The organism is Streptomyces axinellae, from assembly GCF_039532135.1.
GTDB classification, from domain to species: domain Bacteria; phylum Actinomycetota; class Actinomycetes; order Streptomycetales; family Streptomycetaceae; genus Streptomyces; species Streptomyces axinellae.
Genome location: NZ_BAAARJ010000008.1, coordinates 107853 through 130750, shown reverse-complemented (window position 1 = coordinate 130750; position 22898 = coordinate 107853). Strand labels below are relative to the sequence as shown.

The window sequence follows — 22898 nt, the reverse complement described above, 5'->3', positions numbered from 1 at the left end:
GGAGGGGCCGGGCGGCCGGGGCTCGCGTCCCCTACTGCTGTCCGGCGAAGCGGGCCGGGGCGAGCGGGGCCAGGGATTCCTTGGCGACGCCCGCGAACCGGCCGGGCCGGAACCCGGCCAGCAGGGGGCTCGTCCGCTGGGAGACGATCTCCTGCGCCGCGAGCCTGCCGAGCAGGGGGCCGAGGGTGATGCCGCTGTGGGTGGCGAGCGCGTAGACGCCTCCGGCCGCGCCGTATCCAGCGACGGTCCGGCCGTCGGCCGGCATGGCGCGCTGGCCGACGCGCAGGGATTCCAGGCGCGCGGCCTCGGTGCCGGCCACCAGGGTGCGCAGCCGGGCGCACAGTTCCCGGGCGTGCTCGCCCTCGGGGGACGGGACGTTGGCGGGGTCCGCGTCGGCGTCGAGGTCCAGCCCCTGGATCACGAGCCGCCCGCCGCCGTCGGGCCGTACGTTCAGCTCGGGCGTCGTCAGGACGCGGCCGACGCGGGCGGGCAGCGGCACGGTGTAGCCGAGGAGGCCGACGGTGGCCGAACCGGCGGCCTCCGGGTCGGCCATGGGCAGCGGCAGCCCGCAGGAGGCCGCCAGTGCTTCGCTCCAGCGGCCCGCCGCGAGCACGACCGTGTCGAAGTGCTCGGTGGCGCCGCTGGACAGCGTCACGCTCGCGCCGCCGCCCTCGTCGGTGACCCCGGTGACCTGTGCGGGGCAGCGCAGTTCGGCGCCGAGGTCCCTGGCCTCGCCCCACAGCCGGGCCAGCAGCGCGGCAGGCAGGACGTAGCCCTCCTTCGGGTACCAGGCGACGTCCCGCACGCCGGGCGGCATGCGCAGGTCGGGGACGAGTTCCCCGGCGCGCCGGGGGGAGATCCACTCCACCGGGTAGCCGCGGCCCAGGAGTCCCTCGACATCCGCGGTGAGGCTCGCCATGTCGGGTCCGTGTGCCCACTCCAGGTTTCCGGCGGGGAAGAACCAGTCGCCGCCCTCCTCCCCCAGTGCCTCGTGTTCGCGGACGCCCGCGACGTTGAGTTCGTGGTAGGCGAGAGGGTTCTTCTTGTGGGAGTTGATCCAGGCGAACGAGGTTCCGGTGGTGCCGGCGCCGGGTGCCGTGCGCTCGAACACCGTGACGTGGGCGTCGGCGAGCGTCAGCGCTCTGGCGGTGCTCGCGCCGATGATTCCCAGTCCGACGATCGCGACTCGCATGGGCGTGTTCCTCACTTTTCCACGGTGGACAGGCTGTTGGCGGCGGTCTCGGGTTTGGTGCGGAGGCCGGGCAGGAGCAGGATCAGCAGCGCCGCGACGGAGGCGGCGATGCCGTAGACCGCGTAGGGGACGGTGGTATCGGCGAGCTGGGCGAGGGCGCAGCCCGCGATACCGGCGATCATGCTGCCGAGTGCGGCGGCGGGCCGCAGTGTGCAGCGCTCGCGGAGCAGGTAGCCGACGAAGATCGGGGCCGCCAGGGTGGCGGCCGAGTAGGCGTAGCTGGCGACGAGCCAGTCCAGCGCGCTCGGGAAGAGGATGGCGAGCGCGGCGGCGAGAAGGGCCACCACGACGGTGAACACGCGGGAGAGCGACACGGTTTCGCGGTCCCCGCGGGTGCGGCCGAACACGTTCTGGTGCAGGTCGCGGATGATGTTCGCGACGACGGACTGCAAGGCGGCGCCGGTCGTGGAGACGATGGTGGCGACGAGGAACGCGCCGTAGACGACGAGCAAGGTGGCCGGGAGGCGGGTGATCAGCCAGCCGGCCGCGTCCTCGGGGTTGCCGAGTCCGGGCTTCATCGCGCGGACGGCGAGTCCGATGCAGCCCGCGTACAGGCCGCCGACGAGGATCGTCAGCCCGGAGAGGACGAGGCCGCGGCGGGCGTCGGAGACCTTCTTCGTGGCGAAGACCCGCTGGAAGTAGAGCTGGTTGGTGAGGGTGCCGGGGACGATGGCCGCCACCCACAGCCAGATCTGCTCTCCCCCGGCGGCGGTGATGCCGCTGGGCCGCCACAGGTGGTCGGGCACCTTGCCGGTGAGGCCGCCCCAGCCGCCCGCCAGGTGAATCGCGTAGCCGGCCACGAAGAGGGACATGGCTATCTTGAAGATGCCGAAGACGAAGTCGGTCCACACCACCGAGGTGAGTCCGCCGGGCAGGACGAATATCAGCGAGCCCACCATGATCGTCAGAATGAGGATGTCGGCGTGGATTCCGGTGAGTTCGCCGAAGAGCTTGGCGAAGGCGACGAATTGGGTGGCGAGCCAGCCGAACGGCACGATGAGCGCCGCGAGTCCCGCCACACCGGTGACCGCTTTGCTGGTGCCGAAGAGTCTGCTGACGATGTCCGGAACGGTGGTGAACTTCTGCTCGCGCAGCCAGCGGGCGATCAGTGCGAGTCCGAGAAAGCCCAGCAGGACGCAGCCCTCGTAGGCGAAGACGGACCAGCCCGCCGCATAGGCGATGCCCACATGGGCGATCAGCACTCCGCCGCCGACAGCGGTGGCGAACTGCGTGATGACGACGACGCCGAGCGGCAGCGATTCGGGGGCGGCGAGCCAGTCCTCGGAACTCTTCGCACGCTTGCCGAAGTACATCGACAGCAGTGCGCCCAATGCGATGATCAGCAGGCTCGCGATGACAATGGCGATGATCTGGCCGGTCGGGTTTCTGGGCATGGCCTGCCTCCGTGGGCATGACGGGACCAGCACGCGCGGTCGCGGGTTGCCGCGCGCGTGTTGGAGGATGTGGGACTTGTGCTGTTGTGCGCCCCGCGGGAACCACGATGAATTCCGCGCGGGAAGCGCTATGAACTCCGCGTGGACCGCTGAGAGTTCCGCGAGAGGCGACGGGGGTCCAGCGCAGCGATGTCGTGCTCCGTCTTTCCGCGCAGCACCAGATCGGCCGCGATTTCCCCGAATACGGGGGCGAGTTTGAAGCCGTGTCCGGAGAATCCGGTGAGGACGGTGGCGTTCGCGGCGCCGGGCACCGGGCCGACGGCGGCGTGTTCGTCGGGGGTGAACCCCTCGGCGTAGGTGCCGATGCGCACAGGCTGCGGTATCAGCCCGGGGAGGAGTCGCGCGACCGCCGCCGAGGCGGCCTGGGCGAATTCGGGGGTGGCGCTGCGCGGGAGGTCGGCCGGGCTGTCGATGACGGGCCAGCCGAGATGGTGGGGCACGATCTTCACGGCGACCCCGTCGAGGGCGGGGAAGCAGGAGAAGCCCGCCTCGGGGTGGCGCCGGATCGCGATCGGCAGCCGGTCGGGCCGGTGCGCGGCCACCTCGCGCGCGGCGAACCAGCACGCGGTGATCAGCCGGGCCTCCACCGGGATCGCGGCCAGCGGGCCCAGCGTCGCGGCCCACGGGCCGGGGGTGAGCACGAGGTGATCGACCGCGTGGGTCTGCCCGCCGGCCCGCAACCGCCAGCCCGCCGAGGTCTCTTCGAGATCCTCGACCCCGGTGTAGGAGAGGATTCTCGCGCCCGCGGCTTCCGCCACGGCGAGCGCGCCCTGGACGGAGGGCTCGGGTCGCAGCACCCCGGCATTCGGATCGAGGAAGGCGATTTCGCCGGGGTCCAGCCGGTGCTGTGGAAAGCGCTCGGCCGCGCCGGTGCGGTCGAGAATCTGGTGCGGGAGCCCGGCTTCCTCCGCGCAGCGGCGCACCGCGCGCAGGTCGGGCTCGTCCGGCGCCCCGATGGTCAGCCCGCCGCACATGGTCAGCAGTGCCCGGCCGGCGGCTCTCTCCAGTTCCCGCCAGAGTTCACCGGCCCGGCGCAGCAGCGGCACATAGGAGCCGCCTTCCTTGTAGACGGTTCGGAAAATGCGGGATTCACCGGCTGAGGCGCCACGGTCGTGGCCTCTTCCGTAGCGGTCGAAAGCGAGGACTTCCGCGCCGCGCGCGGCGAGTTGCCACGCGGCCATGGCGCCGATGACGCCGGTGCCGACGATCGCGACACGGGGCGGTGAAGCCGTCATGAATGCTCCTTCGGAAAAGGGCGCGGCCTCACCCGGCGCTCGTGAGGTCACACGTCTGACATGAATGCCGGGACGGCTGAGGTCCGTTGGTTGTTCGGTCCATGTACGCGCGTGGTTGTTCGGTCCATGTACGCGCGCGGGCCGTCTGCGCGCGGCGCTTCTCCGCTTGCGGCCCGTATTCGCGCGCGGCCCGTATGAGCGCGCTGTTCACGCGTACTCAGTCGGCGCGTACGGACTGCTCGATGTAGAACTCCATCAGCCCGGGACGCATCAGATACGCCGCCGATTCGGCCAGTTCGCCGTTCTCCAGCCAGGTGAGTCTGCGCTGTCGCAGCAGCGGGGTTCCGGGCTCGCAGGCGAGCAGTTCACCGGTCGGCTCGTCGAGGAGGATGGGGTCGAGGTACATCCGCGAGGTGGCGAGCGGCACGCCGTGCCCGCGGAAATAGGGGATCATGGTGAGGTGCGCCAGGTCCTCTTCGAGGAGATGAGGGGCGAGCGCGAAGGGCACCGTGGCGTATTCGAGCGCGACAGGGGTTTCCGTCACGTCGAATTTGCGGCGCACCAGGTGGATGACGGGAGTGTCCTCGGGGAGGCCCGGCACCGGGGGTGTGACCTCGGCGGCGCGGACGACCGAGGCGCTGTACACCTCGTGCCGTCCCGGGATCTCCGGTCCGGACAGCTGTGGATTGACGAATCTGAGCAGGTTCTCCTGGCGCACGCTGTCCGCCACGAACGTGCCTCGTCGCCGGTGCCGTTCGACGAGACCGGCCTGTGCCAGCTCGTGCAGGACCCGCTGCGCGGTGGCGCGGCCGACCCCGTACCGCTCCTGCAACTCGGCCTCGGTGGGCAACCGGGAGCCGGGCGGCAGTTCTCCGGAGCGGATACGGCCCTCGAACTCGTTCCGGATCCGGAGGTACAGCGGCGCTGTCATGGATTGAACGTAGTAGTCGCTCAATTGACCGGTCAATACCCGTGCAGCGCGGTGTTCCGCCGGAGCGGATCGCCGGGTGCCGGCCTGGAGGATCCTCTCCGGATCAGGAGCCCGCCGCGGGGTGGGAAGGCCCGCTCGGCCGGACTTCCCGGTCCGGGCCCGGCGGTCGGGTGCCCGGTGCGGTGTCGGCGGGGAGCGGTTCGTGGTGTTCGGCACGCAGGCCGTCGAGGGAGATGCGCAGCAGCCTGTTCCACATCTGCGGGCGGCAGTCGTCGGTGATCTGGACGGCATGGCCCAGCGAGACCAGGAGGAGCAGGAGGTCGTCGACGGTCACGCCGGGGCGCAGCAGGCCCGCGGCTCCGGCACACAGTCGCTCGATGACGCGGCGAAGCTGCTGGAGGCCCTCCAGATCGGGAACCGTCCAGGTCAGCGAGAAGTTCTCCATGATCGCGCGATGGCGTGCGTAGCCGGTCAGGGCCTGCTCGTAGAAGGCGGTCAGCGCCGCCCAGGGGTCCTCGGCATCGACTGCCGCCTGACGCGCGGACTCCGCCCATTCCGAGAAGTCCTTGCGCAGGACCGTGTGGACCAGATCTTCCTTCTTCGGGAAGTGGCGGTAGAGGGTGCCCATGCCCACCCCACTGCGGCGGGCGATCTCGCGTACGTCCACCGCCGTGCCCTGCTCGGCCAGCACCGCTGAGGCCGCTTCGACGATCGCTTCCCGGTTGCGGATCGCATCCACGCGCGGAGCGCGGCGTCGGGCGGTGTCTTCCGGTTCCTGCGCTGCCATGCCTCCGAGCCTACCTCCTTACACGGAGCACGCGCTCCTCTTGTGCTACTTTTCTGGAGCACGCGCTCCGGATAACGGAGGGGATGGCATGTCCGACCCGAGCACGATCCCGACCAGGACCACGACCACGATCGCCACAAACGACGCCGATGCTCCTGCCGCCGGCAGCTGGAACGACGAGATCATCGCCGAGTTCCGGGCGAACGCCGGATACGTGTCCTGGAGCAGCGAAGAAGATTTCGCCGCGGGGCGCCCTGTTCCGCCCCGGATTCCCGGGTTCGACGAACGGGGCATGCCGCTGATCCTGGTGCACCACATCGGAGCCAAGAGCGGCCGCGAGCGGATCAACCCGCTGTTCTACCAGCCGGTCGGCGAGAACTGGGCTGTCTTCGGAACGCACGGCGGCAGTCCGCGCCATCCGGTCTGGTACCACAACCTGATGGCGAATCCGCAGGTCACAGTGGAGGCGGGGACGGAGAGAGTGCCGGTCGTGGCCCGACTCGCGGAAGGCGCGGAGCGGGAGCGGCTCTGGGCGAAAGAGATAGCGCTCGTCCCGAAGTTCGCCGAGTTCGAGGCAGCCGCGGGCAGGCAGATCCCCGTCGTCGTGCTGGAACGTGTCCACCCACGGACCGCCACCTCCCCCCTCCCCGGGAAATGACCTTTTCCGTCCGGCCACTGCCCCGACTCGGCCGTCCGTTTCCCCAGGCCGGCTGAAGCGCTGCTCACCACCGGGGGCGAACCCGCCCCATTCGGCCGGGAGTCGCGAAAGCCCTCAGCCCAACTGCTCGGTCGAGGCGAGGATGACCTCGCGCACCGTGACGCGCTGCGGCTGCTGGTAGGCGAAGAGGACGGCGGCGGCCACGTCCTCGGGGACGAGGAGTTCGATGGAGTCCTTGAACGCCTGGTAGCCCGCTTTGACACCCTCGTGGGTGGTCTGCGCGAGGATGTCGGTCTCCACGGAGCCGGGGGCGATGACGATCACGCGTACGCCCTGCCCCGAGACCTCGGCACGGAGACTCTCGGACATGCCCTGAACGGCGAACTTGGTGCCGCTGTAGACGGTGTGGTTGGGGTAGACGTTACGGCCCGCCACGGAGCTGACGTTGACGATGGTGCCGTGGCGGCGCTCGATCATGCCGGGCAGCACGGCGCGCACGCCGTTGAGGAGCCCGTGGACGTTGACGTCGAACATCCGCTGCCACTGCTCGGTCGGCTGGTCGGCCAGGAACCCGAGGAACATCTGGCCCGCGTTGTTGACGATCAGGTCCGTCGGCCCGTAACGCCCCTCGGCCTGCCGGACGGCGGCGGTGACGGCCTCGGCGTCGCTGACATCGACGGAGCGGCACAGCGTGTCCGGCAGGCCGAGCGCCGTCATCTCCGCCGCACGCCGGGCCAGGAGCAGCAGCGGGTGCCCCGCCTCGGAGAGGGCGCGCGCGACGGCGGCGCCGATGCCCGCGCTCGCGCCGGTGACGACGGCCAGCGGCGGCCTGCTGGGGTCTGCGGTCATGTCCGTTTCGAGTCCTCGGGCGTGAGCGGGCGGAGCGGCCCTACGCTAGGCGAACCCGGCCTCCCCGCACAGGGGGCGGGAAGACCGGGCCCTGGGCGACCGGTGCCGCCGGGTGTGGCCGCCGCCTCGTCACTCTCCCCGTACGTGACCCAGCGGAGCGGCCTCGCAGAAGGCGCCCTGGTGGTGGACCAGCCCGGTCGGGCCGCCCTCCCCGCCACTGTCCTCCACCTCGCCGACGACGAGCAGATGGTCGCCGATCTCGCGCAGCAGCGTGGTGCGCGCGGTGAGCCACAGCGGAGCGGCGTCGAGGACCGGCAGTCCGCCGGGGCCCGGCGTCCACGGCACGTCAGCGAAGCGGTCCACGCCGCTGCGCGCGAACCCTTCCGCCACCGACTCGTTCCCCGGGCCCAGCACGTGGACGGCGAAGCGCTCGGCCGCGCGTACGGCCCGCACGGTGGAGGCGGTGAGGCCCAAGTAGAAAGAGACCAGGGCCGGTTCGAGCGATACGGACGTGAAGGAGGTCGCCGTGAAACCGGCCGGACCGGGGACGGTGATGACGGTGACCCCGGCCGCGTGCTGCCGCAGGGCGCGGCGCAGCGTCGCCGCCGGGCCGGCGGAGGGGGCGGTGGGTTCGGCCACCGGGCCGTCCGTGCGGTCACCCGCGAGGCCCTCGGCTCGGTCGCTGTCAGGGGCGGCGGACCGTTGCGCTTCCGCGGTGTGCCGCGCCATGGGGTGGGCCTCCGAGGGGTGGGCCGCCGTGGGATGGGTGTAGACGCTCATGCGATCCCCTCTCGTGGTCCGCCCGGACCGGTCGGTGCGGCAGGCCCGGCCGGGCTGATCGGGCTGGTCGGAGGGGCGGCCGTGTCGGCCGGCCCCGTGGACTCGGCCGGCGCTGCTTCGAGGGTCAGCACCGGAGGCGACAACGGCCCGCCCCGCAGGCGTTCGAGCCACAGCACGAGGGCCGCCGCCGCGCTGCGGTGCGAGGCGTCGTTGAGGACGTCGTGCCGTCCCTCGCGCAGTACGCCCAGTGTGGCCAGCGGGAGTCGTGCGGCCAGGTCGCGGGCCTGGGCGAGGGGGGTGACCGGATCGGCCGCGCCGTGCAGCACCAGAACGGGCAGCGCGGTGTAGGCCCTGCCGCGCAGCCGGTCGGGGACGGGACCGGAGAGGGCGCCCCGTTCGAAGGAGGCGTCGGCCGTCAGCCGGGCCCGGTGGACGGGGCACACGGTGCGGGCGTCGAGTTCGCTCTCCCAGGCGGTGTCGGCTCCGCCTTTCCGGGGTGCCTCGGCCCCGCCGGTCCCACCGGCCTCGGTGTCCGGGCCGCTTGCGGGCGCAGCGGCCGGAACCGAGGTGTCCACCGGGGCCGGTGCGGCGGCGACCACACCCGCGAGGGGCGGTCCTGGTGCCGCCGGGGACAGGGATTCCGCCGTGTGCAGGGCCTGGAGGGCGCCCGTATCGGCCCCGACGAGGACCAGCGGCGCGGCCGGTTCGTCACCGGCCGCCGACCGGATGGCGGCCCGCACCTCTGCGGTCCCCGCGTCGGGCGGTAGTTCCAGCGCGTGCACCACATATCCGTCGGCGGCCAGCCGTCGCCCGAAGCGCTCGTAGACGCCGGGGTGTTCGCCCCGGCCGGGCAGCACGAGCAGCGTGCCGCGCGGGGCGACGGCGGGTGGCGGATGCCAGGCGGTCGCATCCTGCCCGGCCGCGGGCGCGGGTACGGGCGCGGCCCTGGACGCGGTCACGTGTGCGGTCCCGGTCATCGGGTGCTCCCCGCGGTGAGGGGCGCGGCGGATGTCGGGGCAGGGGCGGAGGCGGAGGCCGAGGCCCGGTGGGCGAGTTCCTGCCGTACCAGCGGCAGCAGGTGCCTGCCGTAGTCGATGGCGTCGTCCAGCGGGTCGTAGCCACGGATCAGCAAGGTGGTGACGCCGATATCGACGTAGTCGAGCAGGGCGCGGGCGACGGTCTCCGGGGTGCCCACCAGCGCGGTGGTGTTGCCGCCCGCACCGCTGGCGGTCGCCGTGGGGGTCCACAGGGCACGGTCGTGCAGGTCCTTACGGGCGGCGGCGGCCAGCAGGCGCTGGGACCCGGCGTTCTGCGGGCCGTCCGCGAAGGTCCCGGGCCGGTGGTGGCGTGCCTGGTCGAAAAAGGGGCGCCCGGCACCGGACTCGATGGTCTCCAGGATGCGGTGCGCCCGCTCCCACGCGGCCTCCTGCGTCGGACCGAGGATGGGCCGGAAGGAGACGCTGATACGCGGGGGTGCCGCGCGTCCGGCCGCCTCGGCGGCTGCCCGTACGGCGGCGATCTGTTCGGCGGTCTCGGCCAGCGGCTCGCCCCACAGCGCGAAGACGTCGGCGTGCGCGCCGCCCACCCGGTAGGCGGCCTCGGAGGAGCCGCCGAAGTACAGCGGTATCCCGCTCTCCTGGTGGGGCAGCACGGCGGGGGCGTAGTCCTCGAAGCGGTAGTGCGTGCCGGAGTGGCTGAAGGGCTCGGTGCCGCTCCAGGCGCGGCGCAGGATGCCCAGGTATTCGCCGGTGCGCTCGTAGCGCTCGTCCTTGCTCAGGTAGTCGCCGTCGCGGCGCTGTTCGGTGTCGTTGCCACCGCTGATGGTGTGGACGGCGACGCGGCCCTCGGTGAACTGGTCGAGGGTGGCGAAGGTCCGCGCGGCCAGGGTGGGGGCGATGAAGCCGGGACGGTGGGCGATGAGCAGCCCGAGCCGTTCGGTGCGGGCGGCCACGTGGGCGGCGACCTGGGTGCCGTCGGGGCGGCCCGAGCTGTATCCGATGAGGATCCGGTCGAAGCCGGCGTCCTCGTGCGCGCGGGCGAAGCGGACGGTGTAGGCGGGGTCGATCAGCGGCCCTCGGGCGGGGCGGGTCTCCGAGGAGTCCTGGGTGCCGATCATGCCGATGAACTCGATGTCGGGCGGGGTCATCAGTGCGTGCCTCTCTCTGTTGGCTGTCTGCCGACTGTCCGGCCTCGGCCTGAACTGACGGGCGGTGAGCGGTTGTTGACGGGTGGGTGGGGCGGTCTGGTGGCTGGCCGGCACGGTGGGTGGGGCGGATCAGGCGGATGCCGCCCCCAGTACGGCGCGGTCGAGGACGCGGCGGCCGGTGTCCGCGAGGACCGTGTCGTCCTGCGGGGTGTGGACGCGGGCGCAGAGCACGTCGCGGTAGTGGCGTTGCAGCGGATTGGCGCGGGTCAGCCCGTGGTTGCCGGTGAGCGCGAGGGCCTGCTCCACGGCCGAGACGGCGGCCCGGGTGCCCAGGACCTTGGCGGTGCCGGCCTGCGCGGCGGCCTCCTCGGCCGCGGCGCCGCCCGCGTCGATGCGGGCCGCGAGAGCCTCCACGAGGACCTGGGCGCCGGTCAGCCGGGTCTCGATCTCCCCGACGGCGGCCTGGAAGCGCGGCAGGGTCGCCAGCGGGGCGCCGAGCGCGGTGGGGACGCGCTCGTGCAGGAATCGGGTCAGCCAGTCCCGGGCGGCGGAGGCGACGCCCAGATAGAGGGCGGTCAGGCCGAGCGCGTTCCAGGCGCCGGTCGTCGGATCCGGCCGCGCACCGGGGGTCTCCCCTGGTACGTCGAGGCCGATGACCTCGTCCGCCGCGACGCGGACCCCGTCGAGTACCACGTCGTCGCTGCGGCTGGCGCGGAGCCCGACGTGGTCCCAGGTCTCCTCGACGCGCAGCCCGGCGCTGTCCGCGTGGACGATGAACGTGCCCACGCGCACGGGGTCTTCGTCGGTGCGCGCGAACACCAGCAGACGGCTCAGCCCGACGGCGCCGGTGGAGTAGATCTTGCGTCCGGTCAGCGTCCAGTGTCCGCCGTGGCGGCGGGCAGTGGTGGCGGGCAGCCCGCCGCGCACCGGGCTGCCGAGTTCGGGCTCGACGCGCAGCGCGTTGACCAGCGCGGGCGCGGGCCCGGACGCGGCCAGCAGCCGGGCATAGGAGGCGGCGGGCCAGCGGGGACCGCGAGCCTCCTCGGCGTGGGCGAACAGCGTCATCGCGGTGACGAGGGCGACGGCGGGGTCTCCGGCGCCCAGTTCGCGCAGGATGCGCGCGGTGTCCGCGAGCCCGGCGCCGGGCCCGCCCCATCGGGTACCGACGGTGGCGGTCAACAGCCCGGCCTCGTGTGCCAGGGCGAAGCCCTCGGTCGGGAAGCTCGCGTCACGGTCGTGCTCGGCGGCCCGCTCGGCGAGCGCCGCGCGGACGTCGGGGAGGCGCGCCAGGTCCAGCGACGGCAGTGCCCAACCGGCGTCCGCTGCCGGGCTGTTGGGAGCGGTGCGGGTGTGGCCCGTGGTCGGGGTCATGAGGTCTCCGGCCGGTCGTCGGTGTTCGTGTCGGGGCCTGCCCCGGTGTCTGTGCCGGTGCCTGTGTCTGTGCCGGTGTCCGCCCCGGTGCCGGTGCCGGTGCCGGGTGCCGCGGCGGTATCGGGGGCAGGGCCGGGGGCGAGCGTCTGCCGCCACTCCCCCGCGTGGTGGCACGCGACATCGCGCGGCACCGCCGTCTCGGCGCTGCCGCTGCCGGGCGCGGCGCCGGGCGCTGCCCCGGGTACCGGCAGCAACGCGGGCTCCGTGCGGCACGTGGCGTCGGCGAAGCGGCAGCGCGGCGCGAAGACGCACCCCTGGTCCTCGGGCCAGGGTTCGCGATCCCGGGGCGGGCGCAGGTCGGCCGGGCGCGGTCCGGCCGGCTCCCCGCTGTCGCGCACGCGCGGCGCCGAGGCGGTCAACAAGGCGGTGTAGGGGTGGGCGGGCCGCTCCAGGACCTGGCTGACGGCCCCCTGTTCGACCAGTCGGCCCCGGTAGAGGACGGCCACCCGGTCCGCGATTCCGGCCAGCGAGCTGAGGTCGTGGGAGATGACGACGACGGCGAGGCCCAGCTCTGTGCGCAGCCGGTCGAGGAGGCGCAGCACCAGGTTGCGGTTGGAGGCGTCGAGCGCGCTGACCGGCTCATCGGTGATCAGCAGTGCGGGGCGGGTGACCAGCGCGCGGGCCAGCGAGACGCGCTGCCGCTGTCCGCCGGAGATCTGCGCGGGCATCCGGTCGCCGAGCAGCTTCGGGTCGAGGCCCGCCAACGCGAGTGCCGCGTCGGCCCGTTCGTCCCGCACCCGGCGATCCGGCATCCCGGCCGCCGCGAGGGGTTCGGCAACGATCCGACGTACCGTCAGCTCCGGGTCCTGGGAGCGCAGCGGGTCCTGGAACATGTACTGCACCCGGCCCGAGCGGCGGAACTCCCGCAGCCGCCGGGGGCGCAGCCGCGTCAGGTCGTGCCCCGCGCAGGTGATCTGTCCGGCGTCCGGGCGCACCAGGCCGACGGCGGCGCGGGCCAAGGTGGTCTTGCCCGAGCCGGTCTCGCCGATGATCCCGACGATCTCCCCGGCCCGTACGGTCAGGCCCACTCCGGCGAGCACCCGCTGGTCCCCGCCGGGCCCTGGTCCGGAACGCCCGCCGGAGCGGCGGGCGTAGGAGACGTCGAGCCCCGCGATGCCGAGCAGGACGTCCCCCGCCGCGCCCGTGCCGGCGGATGGGCGTACGGACGCGGGGGTGAGCCCGTATCCGGCTGCGGAGGTGACTGCGGTCGCGGCGAGCCCTGCCGTCATGGCCGCGCTCCTTCCGTGCGGGCGGTGCGGACGGCGGGCGCGGGGGCGGCGGCGAGAGGCTCGTCCGCGCCCGGAGTGAGCAGGCAGCGGGAGCGGCGTCCGTCCTGACGAGTGCGCAGCTGCACCGGGGCCTCGGCGCACCGGGGTCCGGCGTACGGGCAGCGGTCGGCGAAGCGGCACCCGGGCAGTTCGGCCCCCGCCTCGGGCGGCTGCCCTTCGATGACCTCCAACTCGCGGCGCCCCCAGGCACCCAGTGAGGCGACCCGCAGCAGGGCCTCGGTGTAGGGGTGCGCGGGTGCGGCGAGGACCGCCTCGGTGGGGCCGTCCTCGACGATCTCCCCCGCGTACATCACCACGACCCGCTCACAGCTCTCGGCCACGACGGCGAGATCGTGGGTGACCAGCACCAGCGTGAGACCGTACGCGGTGCGCAGGGACTGGAGCAGTTCCAGGATCTCTGCCTGGACGACGACATCGAGCGCGGTCGTCGCCTCGTCCGCGATGAGCAGTTCGGGCTCGCAGGAGACGGCGACGGCGATGAGGACGCGTTGCAGCATGCCGCCGGACAGCTCGTGGGGGTAGCGGTCGTACAGCTCGTCCGGTCGGTGCAGTCCGACGGCGCCGAACAGTTCGACCGCCCGTTCGCGCGCGGCGGGGCGGGAGAGTCCCCGTCCGACGCGGAGTTGTTCGCAGAGCTGACGGCCCACGGTGAGCGAGGGGTTGAGGTAGGAGGCGGGGTCCTGGAAGACGGCCGCCACCCGACGTCCTCGTACGGTGTTCCACCGCGCGCGGTCCAGCCCGGTCAGCTCGGTCGTCCCGGCGCCGTCCGGATCGGCGAGGCCGATGCGCCCGCCGGTCACCGCGATGCCGTCCGGCAGCACGCCCAGGACGGAGCGGCAGGTGAGGCTCTTGCCACTGCCGGACTCCCCCACCAGGCCGACGGCCTCGCCGCGGTGCAGGGTGAGGTCCACCTGGCGGACGGCACGCGCGGCGCGGTGGGCCGCCTCGATGGTGACGTCGAGCCCCTCGACAGTCAGCACGGGCGGGGCGCCGGTCGGTTCAGCGAGTCGTGACATGGGAGTCGGCCTCCTCGGTACGGGGTGCGCCGGAAGCGGGCGTTCCGGCGGAGACGGGGGCGGTGTCCGGGGCGGACTCGGAGGCGGCGGAAGTGGCGGCGGCCGGGGCAGCGGCGGTGGCCGGGGCGGGACTCCCGCCCACGCCTGCGCCCCCGCCTCCGCTCCCGGCACCGGCGTGTCCGCTGTCCCTGATCGCGTCGGCCAGCAGGTTGAGGGCGCCGACGGTGAGCATGATGGCCAGCCCCGGAAAGAGCGGCGCCCACGGCTGCTGGGCGAGGTAGCCCAGGTCGGAGGCGAGCATGCCGCCCCAAGTCGGCTGCGGCGGCTGGACGCCGAGGCCGAGGAAGGTCAGCGAGGAGACCACCAGCAGCGCCTGGCCGATCGCCTGTGCGGTGGTCACGGCCACGGTGGGCAGGATCTTCCCCCAGATGTGGACCCGCAGGATCCACCACCGCGAGGCACCCATCAGCTCGGCGGCCTCCACGTACTGCGCCTGCCGCAGACCGAGTGCCGCGGCACGGGTGACGCGGAAGTAGAGGGGCGCGAACAGCACGCCGAGGGCGAGCATCGCCTGGTGCATGCCATTGCCGAGCGCCGCGACGACGGCGATGGCGAACACCGTGAACGGCATGACCATCAGCGTGTCGGCGACGCGCTGCACGCTCCACTCGACGGCCTTGCCGAGCCAGACCGAGGCGAGCGCGGGCAGCACTCCCAGCAGCAACGCGGCGCCGACGGCCTCCAGGGCCCCCGCCACGGACAGTCCGGTACCCGCCACCAGCCGGCTGAGCACATCCCGCCCCAGGTAGTCGGTGCCCAGCGGGTTGCCGGGGCTGGGCCCGCGCAGCATCTGCCCGGGGTGCTGGGCCAGCGGATCGTGCGGGGCCAGGGCCCGGCCCGCGAGGGCGAGCAGCGCGACGAGTGCGAGCACGGCGAGCGCCGCCCGCGCGGAGGGCAGTCGCAGCGCGCGGCGCAGCGTCCTCATGAGGTGCTCCTTTCGCCCGGGGTTCCGGTGCGGGCAGCCGTGGCACGTTCGGCTACCGGACGACCGCCGGGCCGTACGGGAACGCCGGGCCGTACGAGGTGTCCGAGGCGTGCGCGGCGTCCGAGGCGGGGTGCGCCTCCGGCCCGTCCGGAAGGGCGGACCGCCGCCGGGTTGAGCGCGGTGAGCGCGGCGTTGACGGCGAGGTTGGCGGCGACGACCACCGCGACGGTGACCAGCAACGTGCCCTGGACCACCGGCACATCGTGCTGCTCTGCGGCCTGGAGGGAGAGCTGGGCCATGCCGGGGAGGTTGAAGATCTTCTCGGTGACGACGGCGCCGCCGAGGACGAGGGGGACGCTCATGCCCAGCACGGTCAGCGCGGGCCCCGCGGCGTTGCGCAGCACATGTCCGAACAGCACGCGCCGGGCGGAGAATCCGCGGATTTCGGCGCCGGTCACATAGTTCTCGCGCAGCGCTCCCACCAGGGAGGTGCGCAGTTGCCGGGCGAGCGAGGCCGCGGCGTCCAGGCTGAGCGCGAAGGCGGGCAGGATCGCGTACCGCAGCCACTGTCCGGGCCCGCTCTCCAGCGGCTGGTAGCCGCCGGTCGGCAGGGCGCCGAACTGCACGGCGAAGATGATGATGAGCACGATGCCGATGAGGAACGGCGGCAGTGTGGAGAGCACGGAGCAGACCAGGGTGACGGCGCGGTCGAGCCGGCCGCCGCTGTGCAGCGCGGCGGCGATCCCGGCGCCCCCGCCGATGCCTACGGCCAGCAGCAGTGCGAGTCCGGCGATCGACAGGTCCACGGGGAGGGCTTCGGCGATGCTGTCGGAGACCGGCACGCCGGTGAACCAGGAGGTGCCCAGATCTCCGGTGACGGCGCCGCCGAGCCAGTGCAGGAACTGCTCGGGCAGCGGCTTGTCGAGCCCGAACTGCGCCTCCATGCGGGCGATGTCGGCCGGTGTGGCGAGGTCTCCCAGCACGGCGGCTGCCGGGTTGGCCCCCGAGAGCGCGCCGAGCGCGAAGGTCAGCACGGAGGCGAGGAGCAGCACGGTGGCGGTGGTGGCCAGCACCCTGGCCAGTGGCCGTGCCGCGGTGGTGGCGCTCATGAGACGGTGACCCCCTCGAAGCGCTGGACGACGGGGTAGGCGGGGATCTCGGAGACCTGCGCGTTGCGGGCGAGGATGCGCGGAATGGTGTAGAGGAAGACGTTGGGCATCTCGCGCACGGCGACTCCGGCAGCCTCGCGCAGCACCTTCGGATAGCGCGGCGCATCGAGCGGAGTGCGGCGCACGGCGTCCAGCGCCTTCTCCAGCTCCGGCGAGACCTGCCGTCCCGGGTTCATCAGCCCCTCCTTGCCGAAGAGGACCTGGCACGCCTGGGTGGCGGACTCGCGGCCGGCGAACTGATCGACGTAGAGGGCCTTGGCGCGCTGGACGTAGACGATCTGGGTGGCCTGCGCCACGGGAATGGTCTCGATCTTCACCTCGATGCCGACGCGCGCGAGCTGCGCCTGGAGCAGTTCGGGTACGCCCTCGGCCTGCTGTGCGGTGAGGGTGATCTCCAGCCCCTTGGCGTGCCCGGCCTTGGCCAGCAGCCGACGGGCCTTGGCGGGGTCGTAGGGGAAGAGCCGGTCGAGCGTGGGGTCATGGCCCGCGTACCCCTGGGGAAAGGGCTGGCGGGTCACCTCGCCGTGGCCGAACAGGGCTGTTCTGAGCAGTTGTTCACGATCGACGGCGTACTTCAGCGCGAGCGCCACATCGGGGTCGTCGAACGGCGCGCGTCCGGTGTGCACGTCGAGGACGGCGACCACCATGGACGGGATGACCTGCACCTGGAGCCCGGCTGCCCGCGCCGCCTTGACCTGACTGCCCGGGATCTGGGCGACGTTGTACTGCCCCGAGGTCAGCGCGGCCACCACGGTGGAGCCCTCCGGCAGCGGATACAGCTCGAAGTCGCGGACCTTGATGTTCCGGTCGTCCCAGTAGCGCGGATTGCCGCGCAGAATCGCCCGGGAATTCTGGACGTACGAGGTGAGGGTGTAGGGCCCGGCCCCGGCCGGCCGGGTGGCCAGGGCCGCGGGGTCCTTCTTGAGGGCCGCGGGATTCACGATCATGCCGGTCTTGCCCGCCAGCAGTGCCGGGATCTGGTAGTCCGGCTCGGTGAGGCGCAGTTCGACGGTGCGGGGGTCCGGCGCGTCGATCGACTCCACCCCCACCAACTGGGCCGCCACGAGCGACTTGGGGTGATCGCGCCCCCGCTTGAGGCTCACGGCCACGGCCTCGGCATCCAGCCGCGAGCCGTCGCTGAAGCGCAGCCCCGGCCGCAGCCGGAACCGCACGACCTCGCCGCCCTGGCTGTAGGACCACGAACTGGCCAGCGCGGGAACGGCGTTGCCCTTCTGGTCGAGCTTGGTCAGCCCGGCGTAGACGAGGGAGAGACCGTGCACGTCCCAGCCCGCCGAGGAGGTGACCGGGTCCCAGGAGGTCGGCAGGTCCCATCCCCACTTCAGCGTCGAGGTCTCCCCGGCCCCCGCTGTGGTGGCCCGGCCACCGCACCCCGACAGGGCGAGGGCCGCGCCCGCCCCGGCCGAGACGCCGAGGAGCGAGCGGCGCCGCCACTGTCGCGGCGGGGTTGCCGGTGGAGGTGAGGGCGGGGGTGAGGGCCGTGGTGCAGCTGGAGATGAGGGCGCATGCGCGGGGCGCGGGCGACTCGGAGGGGTGCCGTCTTTCTCGGCCATGGGGCGGGGCCTTTCGGATGCGCCGGCGCATCGCGGAGGGCCCGGGGCGGCTGCCCAGGGGCGGTTCCACGAGAACGCTGCGGTCACGAGCGGGGAGAGGTCACGGGGGTGGAAGAGGGGAAGGCGGGCAGCCCACCCGGCCTGACGGCGGGGGCGCCAATGACACGGGGGATGCCGACGCGGAGTGGGAGCGCGGGGGCCTGGCGTACGGGCCGCCGCGCACCGCACCGTTGCGTCAACACACCGAGGCACCAGTCCACTTGACGGGGCCCCGGCGTACGGTCACCCGCTCGGGTGCGCGAGGAGGGATTCTCCGGCCCCCGCGCAGTGAGCGGCGGCCGGAGACGGACGCCCCCGTACGCGGAGCCGGCGCAAGCGAAGACGGCGTACGCGACGACGATGCGGAGCCGGCGCGGGCCGGCGGGGCCCGGTCCGGCGCGGCGACCGGGAGGGCGTCAGGTGCGCCGGACATGTCGGGGCGTCAGTGGCGGCGCCGGGTGGGACTCGGGATCAGCGACAGAGCGCGCTGGAGGTGTGCCGGAAGTCCACGTAGCGACAGACCACGCCGGGGTGCGTCGAATGCATGCCCAGTATCCTCACGGCGCGCCACGGCCCTGTCAATGGACACCTACAGGTGTCTCATTGACTGAGACCCGCGTGACCTGCACTTTCTCCTGCGGCTGAGCGCTTCCTGGTCGCGGGGTGCGTGCGCGCCTCGTCCGGGTGGAGCCACAGCGGGCCGTTGCCGGTCGCCAACCGCACGGCGTCCGGCGATGGTTGGCCGCCGGAAGTGAGCACAGCGAGTTCGGGCCCCGTCAGGGTGCGCCAGCGCTCCAGGGCGACGGCGGACGGCAGCCGCACCGGATCCGGCACCGGCACGCGCGCGGCGGCACCCGCCGCCGCCAGGTAGGCGCCGAGCGGGCGGTGGCCCGGAACGCACACCGTGCCGCCGGGCCCCTCGAAGAGCAGGGTCGGCAGCGCGTACCGGCGTCCGTCCGCCAACTCCTTCGCCCCTCCCGGGTGCGGGCCCGGCTCCGTGAGGCCCCACACCTGCGGGTGGGGCCTGCGGGCCTCGGCGTGGTCGGCGCGCACGGCGGCATCCGCGGCGGGCCCCGCCATCTCCCGTACCAGCCGGGCGACATCGAGCCCCGGCACGCCGCGGACCGCCTCCCGCACGCCCTCCGGCGTATCGGCGGGCGCACCCAGCACGAACGTCGTCTCGCGCAGCCGCCGCAGCACACGCGAGGCGACCTCCTCTCCCTGCGCGGCGGCGGCCCGCACCGCGCGCGAGGCGGGCCAACTGGTGCGGGCCAGCCAGTGCAGCCGCCGGGCGCGGGGCGCCCCGGTGTGGGCGGCCACCTCCCGGATGAACCCGTCGTACCAGCGGGCCTCCGCATCGGGGTCCGGGGCCGGATCGTCGTCCTCGTCGAAGAGGATCCCGAAGACCCGCCGCCATGAGGCACTCGCGCCGAGGGTCTGCCGCAACAGCCGGAACGCGGGCTCGGCGCCCCACGCCCACGGGCATGCCGCATCCGTGAATTCGGTTACCCGGAGCGGGACTTCAGCCCACTGACCGCGGGTGGGCCGGAGGGCGGGCCCGGTGACCGGTTCGGCGATCCGTCCGGTGACCGACTGGGCACGGGGGCCGGTGGCCGTCCTGGTGTCCGACGCGGCGGCGGAGCCGGTGACCGCCTCGGTGCCGTGCCCGGTGACGGACCGGCTGGGGGATCGCCCGGCCGCGCCCGCCGATTCCGGACGAGTACCGGCGCCCTCCCCGCCCGCAGCCGTGATCGGGTCGCCCGCGAGCGAGGCGGGGACGGCCCCGCGCGGACCGTGGCCCGGGCCCCCGCCGCGCCCCGGATCCGCGCCGCTCCCCGAATCCCCGCCGTGCGCGTCCTCTCCGGCCGTCATACCGGGGCGGCCTGCTCGTGCACCTGGGGCCCACCGCGCGGCCCGACACCGCGCGGCTCCGCCCCCGGCGCGGCCGGCGTACGCGCGGGGCCCGCGCGTACGGCCTCGCTGTCAGCGACGTCCGGGCCTGCGGCCTCCTCATCGGCAGCGGCCGCGCCCACCGCTTCCCCGCGGGCGGGGACCGCGCCCGCGGCCAAGTCCGCGATGGTCGTGGCCCGGAGGCGGGCTTCGGCGCCGGCGGCCAGCCGGCGCCACAGGTCGGCGACACCCTGCGCGGCGCCCGGGTGGCGCAGCTCGGCGGGGCGTTCGCCGTGCACCGTGAACAGGTCGCCGTCAACGGCGGCCAGCACCTCGGCGACGGTGATGGCGGCCGGGTCGCGGGCGATCCAGTAGCCGCCCTCACAGCCGCGCTGGCTGCGCACAAGGCCCTCCCGGCGCAGGTCGCGGAAGACCGATTTGAGAAAGCGGAACGGGATGTCCTGCGCGGACGCGATGGACTCACACGTGAGGGGTCTGGCACTGTCGGCGGCGAGTTCCACCAGCGACCGCACCGCGTAATCCGCCTTCGCCGAGATCTGCATGCGCACCGTCTTCCAGGGGGATCAGGTTCGGTCGGAGCCGCCCGGTGACCGGCCCCGGAGTCGGCCCGGCGGCAATGGACACATCTTGACATCCTTTCCCGGTGCTCTCTACGGTCGGCGCCGAGCGCACCCCGCCCCACCCTCCCCCGCCCCTCCGTCACGATGAGGCAGCACCGCCATGACCTCGCCCTCCCAGCCGTCCGCCGCCGGACACGACGCCTTCCACCCCCACCTGCCGGACGGTCCGCCCGAGGCGGCGGCCGCCAGCCCGCTGCGCGCGCGCCTGCACCACGTCCGGGCCGGTGACCTCGACGACGGGACAGCGCAGACGGGCGGCATGCGGCGGCTCGCCGCGATCAGCGGCGGCACCACCGGCTCGGAGCGGATCTGGATGGGCCAGACCCACGTCGCGCCCGACACCGCCTCGGCCGACCACCACCACGGGGAGTCGGAGACGGCGATCCATGTGGTCAAGGGCCACCCCGAGTTCGTCTTCCTCGACGACTCCTCGGGCACGCCGGAAGAGGTCCGCATCCGCACAGCGCCGGGCGACTACATCTTCGTTCCGCCCTATGTGCCCCACCGCGAGGAGAACCCCAGCCCGGAGGACGAGGCCGTCGTGGTGATCGCCCGCAGCACCCAGGAAGCCATCGTCGTCAACCTTCCGGAGCTGTACGTGCTGGGGCAGGAGGGCCAGGAAGAAGACGGCCCGGACACCTGCCGCTGAGTGCGGCGCTCAGCGCGCCGGGCGGCGGTCGCCCACATGAGGCGTACCCGGCCGCGCTCCCCGTCCGGCCTCGTCCGAATGGCCCGCCCATGAGGCGCGTGGTACCGAGGAGGAATGGGCCACTCTCCTCCAGGCGACTCTCCTCCAGGCGGGCGCGGCGGCGAACGGGCCGGCGAGGAAGTCCGCGCCGGCACGGTGGGACCGGCGGCGCGGGCGGGCAGGCAGAACGCCTGCGGTGCCGACGACCCGGACCCCGGCTACCTGCCCATCGCCGAACACGGCCTCATCGGCGACCTGCGCACCGCGGCCCTGGTGGGCAGTGACGGGCGCATCGACTGGTTCTGCGCGCCGCGCTTCGACTCCCCCAGTGTCTTCGGCGGGCTGCTCGACGCCGACAAGGGCGGCTGCTGGCGGATCGCGCCGCTGTGCGAGGTCACCTCGGTGCAGCAGTTCTACTTCCCGGACACCAACATCCTCATCACCCGCATGCTGACCGTGGAAGGCATGATCGAGGTCCAGGACTTCATGCCCGTCCTCGCCGAGCGCGACCCGGACCACCGGCAGCGCCTGGTGCGCCGCGTGGTGAGCGTGCGGGGCCGGATGCGGATGCGTACGCGCGTCGCGCCCCGGATGAACTACGGGCGGGACTCCCACCGCCTGGAGCGGATGCCCGACGGGCTGTGCTTCATCGGGGACTCCCTCACCCTCCATCTGCACGCGGGCCCCGGGCTGCGGCCCGAAGGCCCGGACGCGGTGGGCGAGTTCGAACTGGCCGAGGGGCAGGCGGCGCTGTTCGTGCTGGAGGTCATCGACCCCGCGACGCCCAGCCCGCCGGAGCAACCGGTGGGGCCCGAGGAGGCGGAGGCCCTCTTCCAGGCGACGGTGCGGTTCTGGCGCAAGTGGCTCAGCGGCTCGACCTACCGGGGGCGCTGGCGCGAGACGGTGCAGCGCTCGGCGCTGACCCTCAAGCTCCTCACCCACGAGCCCAGCGGCGCGATCATCGCGGCCCCCACCCTGGGACTGCCCGAGCGGATCGGCGGCGCACGCAACTGGGACTACCGCTACGTCTGGATCCGGGACGCGGCCTTCTCGCTCTACGCGCTGCTCAGCCTGGGCTTCACCCAGGAGGCCCAGGCGTTCGTCGAGTGGCTCACCCGGTGCCTGCGGGACGTCTCGTGCGGCGAACGGGGCCCGCTGCGGGTGATGTACTCCATCGACGGGCACGCGGCCGAGCTGTCCGAGCACGTCCTCGACCACTGGGAGGGCTACCGGGGCTCCTCCCCCGTACGCGCGGGCAACGCGGCGGCCGGGCAGCTCCAGCTGGACATCTACGGCGAACTCATCGACTCCATCTACCTGTTCAACAAGTACGGCGCGGGCATCTCACACCAGGCGTGGACCGATCTGTGCGAGATCCTGGACTGGCTCCTGGAGCACTGGGACAGCCCCGACACCAGCATTTGGGAGACGCGCGCCGGACGGCAGCACCACACCTACTCCCGGCTGATGTGCTGGGTCGCCGTGGAGCGCATGATCCGCATGGCCCACCAGCGGGGCCTGCCCAGCGACCTGGAGCGCTGGACGCGGGAGCGCGACCGGATCTACCACCAGATCATGGACCGCGGCTGGGACACCGAGGCCCAGACCTTCGTCCAGCGCCTCAGCGAGGAAGAAGGCGAAGAGGGGAAGGGCCGGCCCTCGGCCAGGGTCGTGGACGCGGCCCTGCTGCTGATGCCGATGGTGAAGTTCATCTCGCCCGCCGATCCGCGGTTCCACTCGACGCTGACGGCCATCCAGCGCAGCCTGGTCGCCGACACCCTGGTGTTCCGCTACGACCCCGAACTGTCCCCGGACGGGCTGTGGGGCGCCGAGGGCACCTTCTCCATCTGCTCCTTCTGGTGGGTCGAGGCGCTCACCCGTACCGGGCAGGTCGAACAGGCCCGGCTGGCGCTGGAGAAGATGTTCACCTACGCCAACCACGTGGGCCAGTACGCGGAACAGATCGCTCTCACCGGCGAGCACCTGGGCAACTTCCCGCAGGCGTTCACCCACCTGGCGCTGATCAGCGCCGCCATCAACCTCGATCGCGCACTGGGCAGTTGAGCACGGCGCCGGTCACCGCACGT

Annotated in this window: 19 protein-coding genes and 1 pseudogene; 3 read left to right on the top strand and 17 right to left on the bottom strand. The window is 73.3% G+C overall.

Annotated elements, in window-relative coordinates:
- Positions 1-31 precede the first annotated feature (31 nt).
- From ABD339_RS14105 to ABD339_RS14085, 5 genes are all read right to left on the bottom strand, one after another.
- On the bottom strand, positions 32-1192 hold the full coding sequence (locus ABD339_RS14105) for an NAD(P)/FAD-dependent oxidoreductase (protein WP_344565870.1): 1161 nt from the start codon (positions 1190-1192) through the stop codon (positions 32-34).
- Between the two features lie 11 nt (positions 1193-1203).
- Positions 1204-2646: a sodium:solute symporter family protein gene (locus ABD339_RS14100; protein WP_344565868.1), complete on the bottom strand. Its 1443-nt coding sequence runs from the start codon at positions 2644-2646 to the stop codon at positions 1204-1206.
- 128 nt (positions 2647-2774) lie between these two features.
- The gene (solA, locus tag ABD339_RS14095; RefSeq protein WP_344565866.1) at positions 2775-3941 is read right to left on the bottom strand and encodes an N-methyl-L-tryptophan oxidase; all 1167 of its coding nucleotides are present in this window, start codon (positions 3939-3941) and stop codon (positions 2775-2777) included.
- Positions 3942-4158: 217 nt separating this feature from the next.
- Complete coding sequence (locus ABD339_RS14090) at positions 4159-4872, bottom strand: GntR family transcriptional regulator (RefSeq protein ID WP_344565864.1); 714 nt, start codon at positions 4870-4872, stop codon at positions 4159-4161.
- Positions 4873-4975: 103 nt separating this feature from the next.
- Positions 4976-5659, bottom strand: coding sequence for a TetR/AcrR family transcriptional regulator (locus tag ABD339_RS14085; RefSeq protein WP_344565863.1), 684 nt, complete (start codon positions 5657-5659; stop codon positions 4976-4978).
- An 88-nt stretch (positions 5660-5747) separates the two neighbouring features.
- On the opposite strand from ABD339_RS14085, the gene ABD339_RS14080 reads away from it, so the two are divergent.
- The gene (locus ABD339_RS14080; protein WP_344565861.1) at positions 5748-6317 is read left to right on the top strand and encodes a nitroreductase/quinone reductase family protein; all 570 of its coding nucleotides are present in this window, start codon (positions 5748-5750) and stop codon (positions 6315-6317) included.
- A 114-nt stretch (positions 6318-6431) separates the two neighbouring features.
- On the opposite strand, the gene ABD339_RS14075 is transcribed toward ABD339_RS14080, so the two are convergent.
- From ABD339_RS14075 to ABD339_RS14020, 12 genes and pseudogenes are all read right to left on the bottom strand, one after another.
- Entirely contained in the window at positions 6432-7166 is a 735-nt protein-coding gene (locus ABD339_RS14075; RefSeq protein WP_344565860.1) for an SDR family oxidoreductase, read from the bottom strand.
- A gap of 129 nt (positions 7167-7295) precedes the next feature.
- A complete protein-coding gene (locus tag ABD339_RS14070; RefSeq protein ID WP_344565858.1) occupies positions 7296-7946 on the bottom strand; it encodes a flavin reductase family protein in 651 nt (216 codons plus the stop codon).
- Positions 7943-8923, bottom strand: coding sequence for an alpha/beta hydrolase (locus tag ABD339_RS14065; RefSeq protein ID WP_344565856.1), 981 nt, complete (start codon positions 8921-8923; stop codon positions 7943-7945). Before ABD339_RS14065 ends, ABD339_RS14070 begins: the two co-directional genes overlap by 4 nt.
- Positions 8920-10092 carry an LLM class flavin-dependent oxidoreductase gene (locus tag ABD339_RS14060; RefSeq protein WP_344565852.1) on the bottom strand — a complete coding sequence of 391 codons (1173 nt, stop codon included), beginning with the start codon at positions 10090-10092 and terminating at the stop codon, positions 8920-8922. Before ABD339_RS14060 ends, ABD339_RS14065 begins: the two co-directional genes overlap by 4 nt.
- A 129-nt stretch (positions 10093-10221) precedes the next feature.
- Positions 10222-11463, bottom strand: coding sequence for an acyl-CoA dehydrogenase family protein (locus ABD339_RS14055; RefSeq protein WP_344565850.1), 1242 nt, complete (start codon positions 11461-11463; stop codon positions 10222-10224).
- A complete protein-coding gene (locus ABD339_RS14050; protein WP_344565848.1) occupies positions 11460-12752 on the bottom strand; it encodes an oligopeptide/dipeptide ABC transporter ATP-binding protein in 1293 nt (430 codons plus the stop codon). Before ABD339_RS14050 ends, ABD339_RS14055 begins: the two co-directional genes overlap by 4 nt.
- On the bottom strand, positions 12749-13828 hold the full coding sequence (locus ABD339_RS14045) for an ABC transporter ATP-binding protein (RefSeq protein WP_344565846.1): 1080 nt from the start codon (positions 13826-13828) through the stop codon (positions 12749-12751). Before ABD339_RS14045 ends, ABD339_RS14050 begins: the two co-directional genes overlap by 4 nt.
- Positions 13812-14813 (bottom strand): ABC transporter permease, encoded by a 1002-nt coding sequence (locus tag ABD339_RS14040; RefSeq protein ID WP_344565844.1) that lies wholly within the window; start codon positions 14811-14813, stop codon positions 13812-13814. Before ABD339_RS14040 ends, ABD339_RS14045 begins: the two co-directional genes overlap by 17 nt.
- Positions 14810-15922, bottom strand: coding sequence for an ABC transporter permease (locus ABD339_RS14035; RefSeq protein ID WP_344565842.1), 1113 nt, complete (start codon positions 15920-15922; stop codon positions 14810-14812). Before ABD339_RS14035 ends, ABD339_RS14040 begins: the two co-directional genes overlap by 4 nt.
- Positions 15919-17553 carry an ABC transporter substrate-binding protein gene (locus ABD339_RS14030; RefSeq protein ID WP_344565840.1) on the bottom strand — a complete coding sequence of 545 codons (1635 nt, stop codon included), beginning with the start codon at positions 17551-17553 and terminating at the stop codon, positions 15919-15921. Before ABD339_RS14030 ends, ABD339_RS14035 begins: the two co-directional genes overlap by 4 nt.
- 639 nt (positions 17554-18192) lie before the next feature.
- Positions 18193-19464 (bottom strand): DsbA family oxidoreductase, encoded by a 1272-nt coding sequence (locus ABD339_RS14025; RefSeq protein WP_344565838.1) that lies wholly within the window; start codon positions 19462-19464, stop codon positions 18193-18195.
- A 128-nt stretch (positions 19465-19592) separates the two neighbouring features.
- Positions 19593-20045 (bottom strand): annotated as a pseudogene (locus tag ABD339_RS14020) (RrF2 family transcriptional regulator); the annotation flags it as partial.
- 178 nt (positions 20046-20223) lie between these two features.
- Between ABD339_RS14020 and ABD339_RS14015 the strand changes: the two are divergent.
- Both ABD339_RS14015 and ABD339_RS14010 read left to right on the top strand, forming a co-directional pair.
- Positions 20224-20772: a cupin domain-containing protein gene (locus ABD339_RS14015; protein ID WP_344565837.1), complete on the top strand. Its 549-nt coding sequence runs from the start codon at positions 20224-20226 to the stop codon at positions 20770-20772.
- Between the two features lie 114 nt (positions 20773-20886).
- The gene (locus tag ABD339_RS14010; protein ID WP_344565836.1) at positions 20887-22875 is read left to right on the top strand and encodes a glycoside hydrolase family 15 protein; all 1989 of its coding nucleotides are present in this window, start codon (positions 20887-20889) and stop codon (positions 22873-22875) included.
- Positions 22876-22898: the final 23 nt, after the last annotated feature.